We start from the raw sequence: 15,915 nt of genomic DNA on the forward strand, positions 1-15,915 counted from the left end.
AAACGATGATCACCCTCTACGGCATCAAGGCCTGTGACACGATGAAGAAGGCCCGCGCCTGGCTGGACGCAAAAGGCGTCGCCTATCAGTTCCACGACTACAAGACGCAAGGTATCGATCGCGCGCATCTGGAGGGCTGGACGGAAAAGCTTGGCTTCGAGACCGTACTCAACCGCGCCGGCACGACGTTTCGCAAGCTCGATGAGGCCGACAAGGCCGATCTCACCCGTGAAAAGGCCATCGACCTCATGCTGACGCAGCCCTCGATGATCAAGCGGCCGGTGCTGCAGGGCGAAGGTGTCTTGACCGTCGGCTTCAAGCCTGAAACCTATGCAGCGCTCTTGTCAAAACCCTGATCCCGCCTTCAGAAAACCAGCGATCCTGCCATGTCCAAAACCACCCGCGCCACGCAGGCGCTTGCCAAAGCCGGCGTCTCTTTCACCGTCCACACATATGAGTACGATCCGAACGCCGAGCGCATCGGCCTTCAGGCGGCCGAAGCCATCGGCGAGGAACCGCATCGCGTCTTGAAAACGCTGATGGCGGAAGTGGATGGCAGAGCGGTGTGCGTCGTGGTGCCCTCGGATCGCGAAGTGTCGATGAAGAAGCTTGCGGCCACTTTTGGTGGAAAATCCGCTGCCATGATGAAGCCGGCAGCGGCCGAAAAGGCAACCGGTTACGTTGTCGGCGGCATCAGCCCGTTTGGCCAGAAAAAAACGGTGCCAACCGCCATCGAGGCCGCCGCCATGGAGGAACCGCTCGTCTACATGAACGGCGGTCAGCGCGGGCTGCAGGTGCGCCTTTCGCCGTCGGATGCGAAAGCGGTTCTGAACGCCATTATCGCCTCCGTCGTTGCCGAGGGATGAGCGACGCACCATCTCCGGCCTTATATCCTATTCCGTAAAACCCTGAGAACAGGCAGATCATGACCCAGAATTTCGATATCAACAGCGCCATCGACCCGGTCAAGCTGGAGAAGCTGGCAGAGGTCGCCGTCAAGGTCGGGCTGCAATTGCAGAAGAACCAGGATCTCATCATCACCGCGCCGATTGCCGCCCTGCCGCTGGTGCGCTTCATCACCAAACAGGCGTATATGGCCGGCGCCGGCCTCGTCACCACCTTTTATTCCGACGAGGAAACCACCCTTGCGCGGTATGCCCATGCGCCGGATACCAGTTTCGACAAGGCGTCGGGCTGGCTTTATGAGGGCATGGCGAAGGCCTATGACGGGGGTGCGGCGCGCCTTGCGATTTCCGGCGACAACCCGATGATGCTGGCCTCCCAAGATCCGGACAAGGTGTCGCGCGCCAACAAGGCCAATTCCATCGCCTACAAGCCGGCGCTCGAAAAGATCTCCAACTTCGACATCAACTGGCACATCTGCTCCTATCCGAACCCGGCCTGGGCACGTCAGGTCTTTCCGGATCTTCCCGAACAGGAGGCCGTGCGGGCGCTGGCCGAAGCGATCTTTTCCGCCTCGCGCATCAACACGCCGGACCCGATTGCCGCCTGGAGCGAACACAATGCAAACCTCAAGAAGCGTTCGAGCTTCCTCAATGGCGAGCGCTTTTCCGCCCTCCACTTCACCGGCCCTGGCACGGATCTGACGGTTGGCCTCGCCGACGGCCATGAATGGCATGGCGGCGCCTCCAAGGCGAAAAACGGCGTCACCTGCAACCCCAATATACCCACGGAAGAAGTGTTCACCACGCCGCATGCGCTGAAGGTGGAAGGCCATGTCTCCTCGACAAAACCGCTCTCCCATCAGGGCACGCTGATCGACAATATCCAGGTGCGTTTCGAGGCTGGCCGCATCGTTGAGGCGAAAGCGTCGAAGGGTGAGGACGTGCTGAACAAGGTTCTCGATACCGACGAAGGCGCCCGTCGCCTGGGTGAAGTGGCGCTGGTGCCGCATTCCTCGCCGATCTCGGCCTCCGGCGTGCTCTTCTACAACACGCTGTTTGACGAAAATGCCTCCTGCCACATCGCCCTTGGCCAGTGTTATTCCAAATGCTTCCTCGACGGAGCCTCGCTGACACCCGACCAGATCAAGGCACAGGGCGGAAATTCCTCGCTCATCCACATCGACTGGATGATCGGCTCCGACAAGGTGGACATCGACGGTCTTCGCGCCGACGGCACGAAGGTGCCAGTCATGCGCAAGGGCGAATGGGCGTAAGCCTTTTCAACATATAACGTCAGGTCGCCGGGCTCTTGCGCCCGGCGGCCGCAGCGATCCTCTGGCTTGCCCAGACGCTCAAGAGCACCACGACAACACCCACCACCTGCACCGCATCGAGCGCCTGCCCCAAAAGGCTCCAGCCGAGAAGCACGGCAACCAGCGGGCTCAGAAAACCAAGGGCCGAGGCCGCCTGCGGGCCAATACGGCCAAGGCCGCGGAACCAGAGAATATAGGTGAAGGCCGCCCCGATCAGGCCGAGATAGAGAAAGCCCGCGTAATTTTGCGCGGTCAGCGCCGGAAGGCCCGGCTCCAGCAGAAACGCTGCCGGCGCCAGCATCAAGCCACCCGCCGTCAACTGCCATGCGGTAAAGGTCAGCGGCGAAACATCCGGCTTCCAATGGCGGCTGAGCACCGTTCCAAAAGCCATCGACAGCGCCCCGCCAAGCCCTGCGGCAACGCCCAGCGGATCAAGCGCTGCCCCCGGCCGCAGCACCAGAAGCGCCACACCGCAAAGACCTGCAATGCCCGCAACAATCGCCAGCGGCCGTATCGGCGTTCCCATCACCAGTCGCGACAGACCGATGACGATCAGCGGCTGCACCGCGCCCACGGTTGCCGCAACGCCACCCGGTAATCGGTAAGCAGAGACGAACAGAAAAGCCCAAAACAGCGAGAAATTCAGCGCGCCGAGCACAAAACTTTTCCACCACCACGCGCCTGACGGAAGCTGACGCACCAGCAGGAGCAGTAAAAACCCCGCCGGCAGTGCCCGCAGCATGGCAACCGTCAGCGGCACGCCCGGCGGCAGAAGCTGGGTCGTCACGATATAGGTCGATCCCCAGATCGCGGGGGCAAGGGCGGTGAGGCCGACATCGCGCAAGCGGGACATGGCAAATCTCCATTTATCTTGACGTCAAGATAGATCTATAAATCTTGACGTCAAGATAAATCTATAAATCTTGACGTCAAGATAAATTCTGCCATAGTTGCCGCATGGATCACGTCGACAGAATTTTAGCTCAATGGCAGCGCGAGCGGCCGGACCTCGACACCGCCCCGATGGGCCTGCTCGGCCGGCTCGGGCGGCTTCACGCCCATCTCATACGGGAAACCGAAGCGATGCTCGCCGCCCATGGCCTGTCGCGCGCAAGTTTTGACGTGATGGCAACGCTGCGCCGCTCCGGAAAACCCTACCGCCTCTCCCCCGGCGATCTCCTCGCCGCCACCATGGTCACGTCAGGCACCATGACCAACCGCATCGACCAGCTGGAAAAGCAGGATCTGGTAGAACGCATCGCCAACCCGCAGGATGGCCGCAGCGTGCTGATCGGCCTCACCGACAAGGGCCTTTCGCTGATCGAGAATGTCGTCACGGCCCATGTTGAAAACCAGCACCGGCTGACGGCCATGCTGGATGAGGCGGAATTTCGCGCGTTGGATGCGCTTCTGGCGAAATATCTGGCGGCGTTCGAAGGGTAAGGATCGACAGGGGAGCCGTCAAGGCAACACGCACGCCGCGGCGGGCGCCCCGCCTCAAAGATCCAGATCGACCCAGACCGCCGCATGGTCGGACGCGGCGAACGCCTTGTTGGTCAGCGTCGGCAGCACATCCCACTTCTTCGGGCGCGTGCGCGGCCACATGCCAATCCGCTCGACGCCACCCTTCACGACCTTGTCGAACAGGGCGGGCGAAAGCAGCAGATAATCGATCTTGTTCGATGCGCTGCTGCTGCCGAAGGTGCCGGGAAACCCGCCATTGTCGAAGGACGGATGCTCGAAGGCATCGGTGAGCAACCCGTCTTTCGTCAGGGCCTCGAGGGTGCGGCTATCGGGCGTGTCGTTGAGATCGCCGATCACCGCAACAAGCGTGTCGCCCGCATTGATGAGGTCCTTGACGATCTTCCATACGGTCTGCGCCTGTAGCACCCGGCGCGCCTCTGACTGGCGCGGATCGCCATAGCCCTTGCTCTTGAAATGGTTGACGAGGACATGCAGCACGGCGCCGGATGCCGTTTCGATACGGAAGTCCGGGCAGTCGCGGGAAAAGATCAGCTGGCCGTTCGCCTCGTCGTCCACGTGGCTGCGCATCGAGGTGATGGGAAAGGCAGCGCGCGTCATGATGCCGACATCGATGCCGCGCGTGTCGTTGCCGTCGATCAGCATGACATGATCGAAGGGCACGCCGCCGACATGGGTGATGATCTGCCGGTTGAACTGCAGGAGCACCGGGCGGCTTTCCGCCTCCACCACACCCAGCACATCCGCCTTCAGCGCATCGATTACCCGGGCGGTATTGAGCATCGCTTCGTGGTCGACAGGGGCTTCCTTCAGTTCCAGCGATCCGACCCAGTCCGCCCTGCCGGAGGCGATGATCTCAAGGCCGCCGGTGCGCGGACGCTTCAAAAGCTCGCCCCGGTTGCGCCGCAGGATCGTGTAAGGGCCTTCGTCGGATTTTTCGAGACCCAGTTCAATCAGCAGTTCAGCCAGCTTGTCCTTGGCGGCGGCATCATAGTCCTGCCGGCCCAGAATTTCGTTCGCCTCGGCAAAGTCCTCCAGCACATCGCGGCCTTCGGACCAGTTGTCGAGTGTCATGACCTTGGCGCGGTCGAACAGGTTTTCCACGTTGTAGGAAGCAAGGCGCATGGCAGGATCCTCCATCGATGATGGCAGAGCATGCGCCCGGTTTGTGACAGGCATTCGGCGCGGGGGGCCGCATCACCTTAAAAGGCTTGCCATCAAAAAAGGCTGCCCTGCTCCGTTCCGTCAGGGGCGGGCTTTGGTGCCTTCTTCTTTGGCGCGGGCGAAGCGGCTTGTGGCTGCGCAGGTGGAACGGCAGCGGCCATCTCCCCCGTATCGCCGGCGGTTGCCGACACCGCACCATCGGCAAACTGGATGGCGAGCGCCTGACCGCTTGCCACCTCGGCAGCGCGCGTCAGAAGCCTGCCGTCAGCATCCTGGATGACGGCATAACCGCGCTTCAGTACATTCTTGTAGGAGAGCGATTGCAGCACGCGGTCCTGCGCCATGACGGCGGCCTTGCGCCGTCCCATGGCATTTTGAAGTGCGCTGTCGGCGTGGCGCATCAGCGAGGCAAGCTGCAGGCGCTCGCGGCCAATATGGGTGAGGAAACGACCCGGCAGCCCGGACAGAGACACCTGCGCCCGCTCGATGCGGCCACGCTCGCGCAAGACCTGCCGCTCCACGCAGCGGTCGGTGCGCAAAACCTGCTCCACCAGATGGCGCCGACGCTCCGTAAGCCGTGTCGTCAGGAGATCGAGCCTCAGGCCGGCGCTGGCCCTTTCCAGGCTGCGGCGCTTGGCAATCGCGGTCTTTTCAAGACCACGCCCGAGCCCGGTTGCCGCCTCATCGAACCGCCGGCGCGGCAATGCCAGCAGCTGGTCGAGCGAAGGCAGTGCCCGCACCAGCGCGCGCAGCCCCTGGCGGCGATTGTCCATCTGGCGCGACGTCGAGCCCTGCAGGCGGGCGCCGAGATTGGCAAGCTGCGCCTGCAACTCGGCCTTGACGGGCACCGCCATTTCGGCCGCCCCCGTCGGTGTCGGCGCCCGCACGTCTGCGGCGTAATCGATGAGCGTCCAGTCGGTCTCGTGGCCCACCGCCGAGATCAGCGGAATGTCGCTGGCTGCGGCCGCGCGCACCACCGCCTCATCGTTAAAGCTCCACAAATCCTCAAGACTACCGCCGCCGCGCGCCACGATCAGCACATCCGGCCGCCGGATCGGGCCTTCCAGAGAGAGTGCATTGAAGCCGCGGATGGCGTTTGCCACCTCGTCGCCCGAGCCCTCCCCTTGCACCTTCACCGGCCAGACGATGACATGCACCGGAAACCGGTCGGCGATGCGGTGGAGGATATCGCGAATGACCGCGCCTGTCGGCGAGGTCACCACGCCGATCACCTCAGGCAGGAAGGGCAGAAGCTGCTTTGCCGCCGGATCGAACAGACCTTCGGCGGCAAGCTTGCGCTTGCGCTCCTCGATCAGCGCCATCAGCGCACCGGCACCGGCCGGTTCAAGGTTCTCGATGACGATCTGGTATTTGGAAGACCCCGGAAAGGTGGTGATCTTGCCGGTGGCAATCACCTCCATGCCCTCTTCCGGCCGGAAGCGCAGCTTTGAAAACGAGCCCTTCCAGATGACGGCATCGATGCGCGCCTTGTCATCCTTCAGCGAAAAATAGGCATGGCCGGAGGAATGCGGCCCGCGATAACCGGAAATTTCGCCCCGCACCCGCACATGATCGAATGCGGTTTCCACCGTCCGCTTGATCGAGCCCGAAAGCTCCGAGACAGTTTGCTCTGCAAGATTGGTCTGGGGGTCGGAGGAGGACAGCCTGTTCATTCAGCGGTTTTAGCGCAGTTCTGGCGCGAATTCACCTGTCTGGCGGGCAAAATCAGCCATTCTCCCCCGATGCTACAAGAAACCAATGACGACAATTCGAACTATCCGCTTTAAGGCCCGTTAAAGCTAGGAACGATCTTTTAGGGCCTACCGGACATCGAACCGGACTCTGTTAGCGTTTTCCCGTCTAATCGTGGACGCAACGCACAGGGACAGAAAAGGAGACCGAGCGTGCTCTTACTGACGGCTACCTGCATCGGCTTTGCCACCGGCGCTTTGCGCTCTGCCTTTTCGCTCGCCATCGTTGCGACACTGATCGTGGTGGCGTTTGCCATTGCCTGGCTGGTTTCGCCCGCGCCCGTGTCCTTCCTCAACCTGCTGATTGCCATCGGCGGTTACAATCTTGGCATCGTCGGCCTGATGGGCGCCGTCTTCGTCACCGAAACCCGCAGCCAGACCGCCTAATATCGAAACAGTCAGCGGGGGCGAACGACGAACAGCTGCAAACCCCGCATGTTCGGCGCCACCGGGCGCAGATAATCCGGCAGATCCCCCCGCAGAAGATGGGCATAGAGACCATCCGGCTTCATCCGGATCAGCTCTTGCGTCTGCGGGTCCGACGGGCAAAATGCGATGATGGCAACATCGGCGCCATAAAGAAAAGCCTTCGCCTCCTCAGGTGCCGCAAGCCCGATATGCAGTTCCGTCAGCATGCCCGCCTGGTTGCGATGGTAAGGTGCCGAGAGCACCCGGTGATGCGTGTAGCGCAGGATTTCCGCGCCGCTGTCCGAGGGTGCTGCGACCGTGCGTGCCGGCACGCGGGCGAGAAGCGCCATATCGTCCTTGCCCTGGCACCCGTTCACCTCCTGCATCGGGGTAACGCTGCGCGTCAGCGTGCCCATGCTCAACGCTGCCTCCAGTCCGCGCGCGCCAACAATGCCGACGAAGAACCACACGACCGGCACCGAGACCAGAACGGTGATGATATAGGCAAAGCCGGCATTCATGTTTTCCGGCTCACCATGCGAGAGACGACGCAGGTCGTTGATCAGCAGCGATAGCGGCAGGATCGCCAGCGCATTGGAAAACAGGGCGCCGCGCACCTGAATAAGCGCAATGGCAAGGGCTGCTGCCACCAGCACGCCGAGCAGCAGGTGATGGCCTGCTCGCGCGCCATCTTCATGCCTGAAATCGAAGAACCGGAACAGGCAGACCGCCACCGCAAACAGGCCAACCGCATAAAACCCGCCCGCCGTTTCCGCCGCGATGCGGATCTGTGACAACACCGGCTGCGCCTCGCTCACCTTCTTCAGCCAGAGTTGCGATAACATCGGATCAAGGCTTGCAAGGGGGCTGCCAAGGCAATCGGGCGCAATCACCACGGCGGCCAGCAGAACGACTGCGGCCAGCAAACCGAGGAGGACAAAACGGTTCCGCATCCCCGCCTGGCCTCCAACCGTCGCCACCAGAAACAGGCCTGCCCCGCCGATCACCGACAGCGCGTAAAAGCCGAGCGAAAGGTTGTCGCAGGTCACCACGCCATAGGCAGAGGGCGGCACGGTGGCAAGGAAGAAGGCGCTGACCGACAGCGCCAGCGACAGCCCGAACAGCTGCGCCGAGCGCCGGAAGCGATGCCCCTCTACGGCCCATTGCACGGCAATCGAGGCCGATGCCACCGCCACCAGCGGCACGGTTTCGGCACCGATGGCAATGGCAAGCGCTGCCATCAGGCCAGCCCCGGCATGGGCAGAGCCGGAGCCTTGCGACCCCACCATCAGCGCAGCCATAAACATCATGACGACGAGCTGGACATTGTGGTGGTCAATGGCGCCGGGATGGAATTTGATGGATGTGAACACTGAAAGCGCTGCAAGCCCGAAAGCGATATGCATGGTGGCAACGCCGCCAAGCCGCCGTCCGCCAAGTCCCGCCGCGGCCATGAACAGCACGGCAAGCGACAGCGGCCAGATCGCAAGCGCCAGCGCCTCGGCCCTCTCCTGCCCTTCGCCCAGAAGCAGAAACAGCCGGATCAGGCCGGCAATCGGCAGGTCCACAAGCCGCGACCAGTGCATCAGCGTGCCGCCGGCAAGCCCCAGCCGGTATTGCGTCAGATCGAACCAGCCTTGCCCGGCGAGAAAATCGCGCACCTCGACGAGGCGCATCACGTCGTCATTGTCAGGCCCGACATAATCGCCGCCGCCCTTGATATGCAGCGCAAGAATGGCCGCGACAGTGACGATCGCATAGGCGCACAGCGAGGGAAAGAAGCGCGACCAGGCACTGACCGCCGCTATGCCTGAGGCGGGCTTCCGAGCGGCCGTCTTCGTGCTCAAACTCATGTCTCTTATCCCGCCTGAGCCGCCCGGGCGGGCCAATCCCGGACTTTGTGCCCCTCATGTCCGGCATCGAGCCGGGGAATCATCGCGCCGAAACCTAGCCTTAACCTTCTCAAGAAATAGTAAAGCCGGGGAGCGGGCGCCGTATCCCGGATTGATGTGTAGCCGAGTAGAGATCCATGGACAGCTTTGCCACCGGCCATCGCAGGCCCGCCTCCGGCTATCGAAGAATCGCCGTGCTTCTTCCCTGTTATAACGAAGCGCCGTCCATCTCAGCCGTGGTACGGGGGTTTCGCGCCTGCCTGCCTGAAGCGCGCATCTATGTCTATGACAACAATTCCACCGATGGCACTGCCCTTGCCGCCATGCTCGCCGGCGCAGACGTGCGCCGCGAACGCCGCCAGGGCAAGGGCCATGTGGTGCGCCGCATGTTTGCCGATATCGATGCCGATATCTACCTCATGGCCGATGGCGACGGCACCTATGGGCCAGACGATGCGGAGGATCTCATCCGCACCCTCATCACCGAACGCGCCGACATGGTCGTCGGCACCCGCCGTGGCCTTGCCGACACAGCCGGTCGTCACGGCCACGCGCTCGGCAACCGCCTGTTCAACCATCTCTACCGGCATCTGTTCGGGCCGGATTTTACCGACATCTTTTCCGGTTACCGCGCCTTTTCCCGCCGCTTCGTCAAAAGTTTTCCCGCCGTCTCCGACGGGTTCGAGGTGGAAACGGAAATGTCGGTGCATGCCTTTCGCCTGAAAATGCCGGTCTGCGAACTGGCGCTGGATTACGGGCAACGCATGGAAGGCTCGCATTCGAAGCTTTCGACGCTGGGCGATGGCGCCCGCATCCTTTTAATGTTTGCCATGCTGATGAAGGAAACCCGGCCCTTCGCGTTCTTCTGCGGCATTGCAGCGCTCCTGATGGCCGGCGGCCTTCTGGTCGCCGCCCCGGTTCTGGCCGAATATCTCGCCACCGGCCTTGTGCCGCGCCTGCCCACCTGGGTGCTGGCGCTGGCGCTGATCGGCCTCTCCTCCATGGCGCTGACGGCGGGCATGGTGCTCGACAGCGTGGCGCGCGGGCGCAACGAACTGCTGCGCCTGCATTACCTCAACCAGCCGGACCACAGCCACCTTGAAAGGGAGATGGCGGATCTCACCGATCCGCAGCCCGCTGTTGCGCCGTCTGCCCACCTCGGAAAGAACCGTGTCGCGTGAAGACGATCGTCGGGTTTCTGGTCGCCGGCGGCTTTGGTTTTGCCATCGATGCAGGGCTGACGCATGTGCTGATCACGGATGCGGGCTTTAGCCCCTTTGCGGCGCGCATGCCGGCCATTGCGGCGGCGCTGTCCTTCACCTGGGTGTTCAACCGCACCTTCACCTTTGGCCGCTCGCCGCATTCTCTCGCCCGCGAAGGCTTTCGCTACTGGGCCGTCGGTGCCACGTCTGCGGTTCTCAACTACGGGATCTATTCGGCGCTCATCCACCGCCTGCCGATGATCCAGCCCGTGGCGGCGGTTGTGCTGTCATCCGCCGCCGCCACGCTCTATTCTTTCTTCGGTTATTCCCGCTTCGTCTTTCGCCACCGCAACGGCCAGGCGAAAGACGATTGATCTTTTAAAGTCAGTTCAAGAATTCTCCTTGGCGCGGCGAAAATGGTGATTTCGAGAACCGGAGCGGAGCGTACGTTTGGTACGTGAGCACCGGATAAGCAGAAATTGCCATTTGCAGCCCGCCAGGGAGAATTATGGGACAGACTTTTGGTGATCAGACGGTTTCCCAGCCGTCCTTGGCGCTTGCCCGGTAAATGGCATCGATGAAGCGTTGGTTGGCGGCAGAACTTTCCAGCGAAACGACCTCGGCATCCCCGCCCATCGCCTTTTTCGCAAAGGCTTCCGCCTGTCTGCGGTACTGGCGGCTGTCGGGAAAACGGAAGATTTCCGAGCGGCCATGTTTCTGGTCGCTGAGTTCCACCTCCTCGGCCCCCCAGCGGTCGGCATTAAACGGCGATTTCACCTCGATGAACCCGTCGGTTCCGTGAAACACCATCAACTGGCGCGCCGCAAGCTGGGTGGAAATGTAGAAGGTCAGGTCGAAATCGCCGAAATCGGCCTTCACGGTCGAATAGATATCCGTGCCGAATTCCTTGTCGCGCTCCGTCGTCGCCTGCACCCGAAGCGGCTCGCGCCCCGTCGAGAAGCGCGTCGCAATCGTCGGATAGACGCCGATGTCAGGCAGGCCGCCGCCGCCAAGTTCTGGAATGTTGCGCATGTTGCCGGGATCGCGGTTGAAATAGGTGAACGATCCTTGCACGTGGCGCAGCGTGCCGATTACGCCGGAGGCCAAGAGTTCGCGCACCTTCAGCCACACCGGTGCATAGGTCACCATAAAGGCTTCGGCGATCAGCACGCCATGGCGGTCACGCGCCGCGATCAGCTGGTCGATCTCGTCTGCCTTCAGCGAAATCGGCTTTTCGCAGAGCACATGTTTGCCGGCAGCGGCCGCCTTCAGCGACCATTCCACATGCTGGCTGGTCGGCAACGGAATATAGACCGCATCGATCACGTCGGACGCCAGCATCTCCTCGTAGGAGCCAAAGGCATGCGGCACCGAAAACCGGTCGGCCATCGCCTGGGCGCGGGAAAGATCGCGGCTGGCAATGGCGCTCACCACGCAGTTTTCCGCATCCTGAATGGCCGGCACCACGGCATCGCGACCGATCTTGGCGGTGGAAAGAATACCAAAACGCAACATGAGTTCCTCCTGATCATTGTGCGGCGGCACCCTAGCGCATGTCACCCGCGTCTGGGCAGCCAATTTGTCGGACTTTTTGCGCACGCAGCGTTTTCAGCCTGCATGCACGCGCCTTCCCGGCGGCCGCCATCGCCGCAGCGCCCTATCCAGACTTCGGCGAAAATGGCCGAAAATGTCCGCACTTCGTCCGAAGGCTTGCTTTTGCCTTTTGAGCAGGCGGCTATTGTCATGTTATCCTTGCAATCTGGAGAACAGAAAATGTCCGACACGGCCCTTCTCGTCATCGATGTACAGCAGTCATTCCCGCATCGCCCCTATTGGGATGCGACGGACGTGCCCCGTTACCTCAAATGCCAGCAGGCGCTGATCGACGGTGCGACAGCGGCCGGCCTTCCGGTCATCCAGATCTTCCATGTCGAAGATGCCGGCGCCTTCTCCATGGAAAGCGGCAACATACGCACACTCGACGGCATCACCCTTCAGCCGACCCGCACGTTCAGGAAAAACCGCCACTCCGCCATGGTCGGCACCGGGCTGGATGTCTGGTTGACGGAAAACGGCATCCGCAACCTCATCGTCTCAGGCATCCGCACCGAACAATGCTGTGAAACCACCACGCGCCATGCCTCCGATCTTGGTTTTACCGTCACCTATGTGGCGGAGGCGACGCTGACCTTCCCGATGACCGATGCCGATGGCGTAACCCATTCGCCCGAAGACATCCGGCGCCACACGGCCATGGTGCTGAAGGATCGCTTTGCCCGCATCGCAAGCGTCGAGGAAGCCCTCTCCGCTGCCGGGGCCCGCTCATGAGCCTTGCCGGCACCGCCACGCCGCAGACTGTTCCGGTGGTGATCGTGGTGCCGCCGCAGGCGCTGCTTCTGGATATCGCAGGCCCCATGGAGGTCCTGCGTTATGCCAACCAGCATCAGGATGCGCTGCGGTTCGACTGCCGCTACGTCTCGGCCAACCCGCGCCAGACGACCTCGATCGGCCTCATGCTCGATGGTCTGGAACCGCTGCCGCAGACGCTGGCACAAGGCACGCTTCTGGTGGTCTCGGGCGCAACCGAAGGGGAGGAAAAGCAGGCGATGGCGGCGGAACGCGCAAGACTTGCGCGCTGGATGCGCGATGTCGTGCGCCCCGATACCCGCATTGCCAGCATCTGTTCCGGCGCGCTTCTGGTGGCGGAGGCGGGCCTGCTGGACGGCCGCCACTGCACCACCCATGCCGATTGCATTGCAGAACTTCGCCTGAAGGCACCGACCGCGCAGGTGCTGGAGAACCGGCTTTATGTCGAGGATGGCCGCTGCTTTTCCAGCGCCGGCATTGCAACCGGCATCGATCTGATGCTGCATATCGTGGCGAAGATGACGTCTGCCCCGGTGGCACTGGCGGCCGCCCGCAAGATGGTGATCTACCTCCGGCGAAACGGAAGCGATCCGCAGATCTCGCCCTTTCTGTCGGGCCGCAACCATATCCACCCGGCCATCCATCAGGTGCAGGATGCGATCATGGCCGATCCCGCCGCCGACTGGCCGGTTGCCCGTCTGACGGCTCTTGCGCATGTAAGCGAGCGGCACCTGTCGCGCCTGTTTCGTGAGCATGCCGGGCTGTCGCTGATCGATTACGTCAACCGGATGCGGGTGGCGCTGGCGCGCGATCTCATTTCCCAGACGCGGCTGGATCTCGAAAATGTTGCGCTCCGCTGCGGTTTTTCCTCGGCACGGCATCTGCGCCGTGTCTGGCGCCAGCACTATGAGGAACCGCCAAGCCTCCACCGTACGCCCGGCTGATCGATCCATCACGGAAATTGAGTGGCGCAACGCTTTCCCGCACCCTAGGTTAACCCCAGGTCACCCATTCCTTTACCCCACGAGGTCTCCCATGCATTTGCGCCCGCTCGGCCGAACCGGCCTTTCCATCGCCCCCGTCGTTTTCGGCGGCAATGTCTTTGGCTGGACGGCGGACGAAAAGACCTCGTTCGACCTGCTCGATGCGTTCTTCGACGCCGGCTACAACACGATCGACACGGCAGATGTCTATTCCGCCTGGGTCGATAGCCATGTCGGCGGCGAAAGCGAAGAGATCATCGGCAAATGGCTGAAGCGCGGCAGCGTCTCGCGTGACAAGGCGGTCATCGTCACCAAGGTCGGCTTCGACAACAAGGGCAAAAAGACCGGCCTGTCCAAGGGCTGGATCGCAGAGGCAGTCGAGGCCTCGCTGAAGCGTCTCGACACCGACTATATCGACCTTTACCTCGCCCACAAGCCGGACACGGAAACGCCTGTCGAGGAAACGCTGGAAGCCTTTTCCAAGCTGAAGGACGCCGGAAAAATCCGCGCCATCGGCTGCTCCAACTATGATGCGGGCGAGCTGAAGACCTCTCTCGATGCTGCCGAAAAATCCGGCCTGCCGCGGTTCGATGTGCTGCAGCCGGAATACAATGTCTACACACGGCAGAAATTCGAAGGCCCGATTGCCGATCTCTGCATTGCCGAAGAGATCGGCGTCATCAGCTATTATGCGCTGGCCGCCGGCTTCCTCACCGGCAAATATCGCAAGGTGGAAGATGCCGCCGGCAAGGCGCGCGGCGGCCGTGTCGGCGATTATCTCAATCCGCGCGGCGAAAGCGTTCTTTCGGCGCTCGACCAGGTGGCGCGCGAAACCGCAACCAGCATGGCAACCGTTGCCATCGCCTGGGTTGCCGCCCGCCCCGGCATCACCGCCCCCATTGCCTCGGCCACCAGCCTCGACCAGCTGCAGGCGATGACCGCCGCCGGCAAGCTCGAACTTTCGGATGCGCAGATGACCCTTCTCAACGAGGCTGGTCTCAACGAGGCCGGCGCATGAACACCGAGGTTCTGGTCCGCGATGTCACCCCGGATGACGAAGCCGCGTGGAGAAAACTCTGGGCGGATTATCTTGCCTTCTACAAGGTAACGCTTGGCCCTGACGTGACCGATTACACCTGGGCCCGCATTCTCGATCCCGCCTCGCGTGTTGCCATGCGCTTGGCGGAGGTGGAGGGGCAGCTTGCCGGCTTCGCCATCCACCACTTTCACGATTCCACCTGGGTGAAGACGCCGGACTGTTATCTGGAAGACCTGTTTCTCGATGAAACCTTTCGCGGCAAGGGCATCGGCCGCGCGCTGATGGAGGATCTGGTGGCAATCTGTGCAAAAAACGGCTGGGCGCGCCTCTACTGGCACACCGACGAGGGCAATGTCACGGCGCGCAAACTCTATGACAGCTTCGTCGCCTCCGATGGACACGTGCGTTACCGGATAAAGCTCTGAGCCTGACCATCACGCCCGAAAGCGGAAGAAATCGATGAAGGCGCGCAGCGACGGGCGCATCTGCCGGCGCGAGGGATAGTATATGTAGAACCCGTCGAAGGGCGGGCACCACGCTTCAAGCACCCGCACCAGCCGTCCCTCGGCAATATCGGTCTCGACGGCCGGATCAAACAGGAAAGCCAGCCCGACGCCGTCGCAGGCGGCGCGGCGCATCAACCGCTGGTCCGGCAGGATCAGCGGACCATCCACATTGACCACCACCGGCTTGCCATCCTTTTCCAGCTCCCAGCGATAGACGCGGCCGCTCGCAAACCGGCGCCGGATGCAGCGGTGGTCAACGAGATCGCGCGGATGCTGCGGCACCGGATGCTGTTCGAAATAACCCGGCGATCCGACGATGACGCCCTGCCAGGGGCCGCTTGCGCGCACGGCAATCATGTCTGCCTGCAGATGCTCGCCGAGCCGCAGGCCCGCATCGCATTCCTGCTGGACGATGTCCTCGAAACGGTCGTCGGTGCGGATCTCCAGCTCGATATCAGGATAAAGCGCCAGAAACGCGCCGATCCGCGGCGCCACGATCTCGTCAGCCGCCAGCATCGGCATGGTGATCTTCAGCGGGCCTGCCGGCCGTTCGCTGCGCTCAGACAGGGCCCGCATCGCCGCATCGATATCCGACAGCGCCGGCGAAAGGGCTGCGATCAGAAGCCGCCCTTCCTGGGTCGGCGCAACAGACCGCGTCGTGCGCTGCAACAGGCGCACGCCAAGGCTTTCTTCCAGCGCCGAGACCGCATGACTGACGGCCGAGGGCGCAATGCCAAGATCGGCCGCCGCCTTGCGAAAGCTCTGGGCTTCGGCAACGGCTGCGAAAACGGCCATCTGGGACAACTGGATACGGTTCATTGTTCTATCCCATAGAACAGCCCGCGCCCAATTGCAGCGGTTTTCACCGATGCCCGAACGCCCTAGATTGTTCTGGACGTTGGC

The 15,915-nt window shown here is 62.3% G+C and carries 17 protein-coding genes; 11 read left to right on the top strand and 6 right to left on the bottom strand.

The window, feature by feature from the left end; genetic code table 11:
- The first annotated feature begins 5 nt into the window (after positions 1–5).
- Genes AC4CWH_RS15045 through AC4CWH_RS15055 form a run of 3 tightly spaced genes read left to right on the top strand, consistent with a single transcriptional unit; the run spans position 6 to position 2,179 of the window.
- Positions 6–356, top strand: coding sequence for an ArsC family reductase (locus AC4CWH_RS15045; RefSeq protein ID WP_491319363.1), 351 nt, complete (start codon positions 6–8; stop codon positions 354–356).
- A 30-nt stretch (positions 357–386) separates the two neighbouring features.
- Positions 387–866: a Cys-tRNA(Pro) deacylase gene (gene ybaK / locus AC4CWH_RS15050; protein WP_491319364.1), complete on the top strand. Its 480-nt coding sequence runs from the start codon at positions 387–389 to the stop codon at positions 864–866.
- A 59-nt stretch (positions 867–925) separates the two neighbouring features.
- Positions 926–2,179, top strand: a complete 1,254-nt coding sequence (locus AC4CWH_RS15055) for an aminopeptidase (RefSeq protein WP_491319365.1) — start codon at positions 926–928, stop codon at positions 2,177–2,179.
- Positions 2,180–2,198: 19 nt separating this feature from the next.
- On the opposite strand, the gene AC4CWH_RS15060 is transcribed toward AC4CWH_RS15055, so the two are convergent.
- Positions 2,199–3,071 (bottom strand): EamA family transporter, encoded by an 873-nt coding sequence (locus AC4CWH_RS15060; protein ID WP_491319366.1) that lies wholly within the window; start codon positions 3,069–3,071, stop codon positions 2,199–2,201.
- A 104-nt stretch (positions 3,072–3,175) separates the two neighbouring features.
- Here AC4CWH_RS15060 and AC4CWH_RS15065 point away from each other — a divergent pair, with 104 nt between their 5' ends.
- Positions 3,176–3,661, top strand: coding sequence for a MarR family winged helix-turn-helix transcriptional regulator (locus AC4CWH_RS15065; RefSeq protein ID WP_491319367.1), 486 nt, complete (start codon positions 3,176–3,178; stop codon positions 3,659–3,661).
- Positions 3,662–3,715: 54 nt separating this feature from the next.
- On the opposite strand, the gene AC4CWH_RS15070 is transcribed toward AC4CWH_RS15065, so the two are convergent.
- The gene (locus tag AC4CWH_RS15070; protein WP_491319368.1) at positions 3,716–4,825 is read right to left on the bottom strand and encodes an endonuclease/exonuclease/phosphatase family protein; all 1,110 of its coding nucleotides are present in this window, start codon (positions 4,823–4,825) and stop codon (positions 3,716–3,718) included.
- Between the two features lie 92 nt (positions 4,826–4,917).
- Positions 4,918–6,537, bottom strand: a complete 1,620-nt coding sequence (gene xseA, locus AC4CWH_RS15075) for an exodeoxyribonuclease VII large subunit (protein ID WP_491319369.1) — start codon at positions 6,535–6,537, stop codon at positions 4,918–4,920.
- Between the two features lie 231 nt (positions 6,538–6,768).
- Here xseA and AC4CWH_RS15080 point away from each other — a divergent pair, with 231 nt between their 5' ends.
- Positions 6,769–7,002: a hypothetical protein gene (locus tag AC4CWH_RS15080; RefSeq protein WP_491282863.1), complete on the top strand. Its 234-nt coding sequence runs from the start codon at positions 6,769–6,771 to the stop codon at positions 7,000–7,002.
- 11 nt (positions 7,003–7,013) lie between these two features.
- On the opposite strand, the gene AC4CWH_RS15085 is transcribed toward AC4CWH_RS15080, so the two are convergent.
- Entirely contained in the window at positions 7,014–8,876 is a 1,863-nt protein-coding gene (locus AC4CWH_RS15085) for a hypothetical protein (RefSeq protein ID WP_491319370.1), read from the bottom strand.
- Between the two features lie 176 nt (positions 8,877–9,052).
- Here AC4CWH_RS15085 and AC4CWH_RS15090 point away from each other — a divergent pair, with 176 nt between their 5' ends.
- Both AC4CWH_RS15090 and AC4CWH_RS15095 read left to right on the top strand, forming a co-directional pair.
- A complete protein-coding gene (locus AC4CWH_RS15090) occupies positions 9,053–10,096 on the top strand; it encodes a glycosyltransferase (protein ID WP_491319371.1) in 1,044 nt (347 codons plus the stop codon).
- On the top strand, positions 10,093–10,491 hold the full coding sequence (locus tag AC4CWH_RS15095) for a GtrA family protein (RefSeq protein ID WP_491319372.1): 399 nt from the start codon (positions 10,093–10,095) through the stop codon (positions 10,489–10,491). Before AC4CWH_RS15090 ends, AC4CWH_RS15095 begins: the two co-directional genes overlap by 4 nt.
- A 154-nt stretch (positions 10,492–10,645) precedes the next feature.
- Here AC4CWH_RS15095 and AC4CWH_RS15100 read toward each other — a convergent pair whose 3' ends face one another.
- A complete protein-coding gene (locus AC4CWH_RS15100; protein ID WP_491319373.1) occupies positions 10,646–11,632 on the bottom strand; it encodes a Gfo/Idh/MocA family protein in 987 nt (328 codons plus the stop codon).
- A 258-nt stretch (positions 11,633–11,890) separates the two neighbouring features.
- On the opposite strand from AC4CWH_RS15100, the gene AC4CWH_RS15105 reads away from it, so the two are divergent.
- The 4 genes from AC4CWH_RS15105 to AC4CWH_RS15120 all read left to right on the top strand — a co-directional run bounded on the left by AC4CWH_RS15105 (position 11,891) and on the right by AC4CWH_RS15120 (position 14,931).
- Positions 11,891–12,445 (top strand): isochorismatase family protein, encoded by a 555-nt coding sequence (locus tag AC4CWH_RS15105; protein ID WP_491319374.1) that lies wholly within the window; start codon positions 11,891–11,893, stop codon positions 12,443–12,445.
- Complete coding sequence (locus tag AC4CWH_RS15110; RefSeq protein ID WP_491319375.1) at positions 12,442–13,428, top strand: GlxA family transcriptional regulator; 987 nt, start codon at positions 12,442–12,444, stop codon at positions 13,426–13,428. Before AC4CWH_RS15105 ends, AC4CWH_RS15110 begins: the two co-directional genes overlap by 4 nt.
- Before the next feature lie 91 nt (positions 13,429–13,519).
- Complete coding sequence (locus AC4CWH_RS15115; RefSeq protein WP_491319376.1) at positions 13,520–14,485, top strand: aldo/keto reductase; 966 nt, start codon at positions 13,520–13,522, stop codon at positions 14,483–14,485.
- On the top strand, positions 14,482–14,931 hold the full coding sequence (locus AC4CWH_RS15120; RefSeq protein ID WP_491319377.1) for a GNAT family N-acetyltransferase: 450 nt from the start codon (positions 14,482–14,484) through the stop codon (positions 14,929–14,931). The genes AC4CWH_RS15115 and AC4CWH_RS15120 overlap by 4 nt, the downstream gene beginning before the upstream one ends.
- 9 nt (positions 14,932–14,940) lie before the next feature.
- Here AC4CWH_RS15120 and AC4CWH_RS15125 read toward each other — a convergent pair whose 3' ends face one another.
- A complete protein-coding gene (locus AC4CWH_RS15125; RefSeq protein WP_491319378.1) occupies positions 14,941–15,831 on the bottom strand; it encodes a LysR family transcriptional regulator in 891 nt (296 codons plus the stop codon).
- Between the last annotated feature and the right edge of the window lie 84 nt (positions 15,832–15,915).

It is taken from the genome of Neorhizobium sp. PAMB6716 (genome assembly GCF_058242805.1).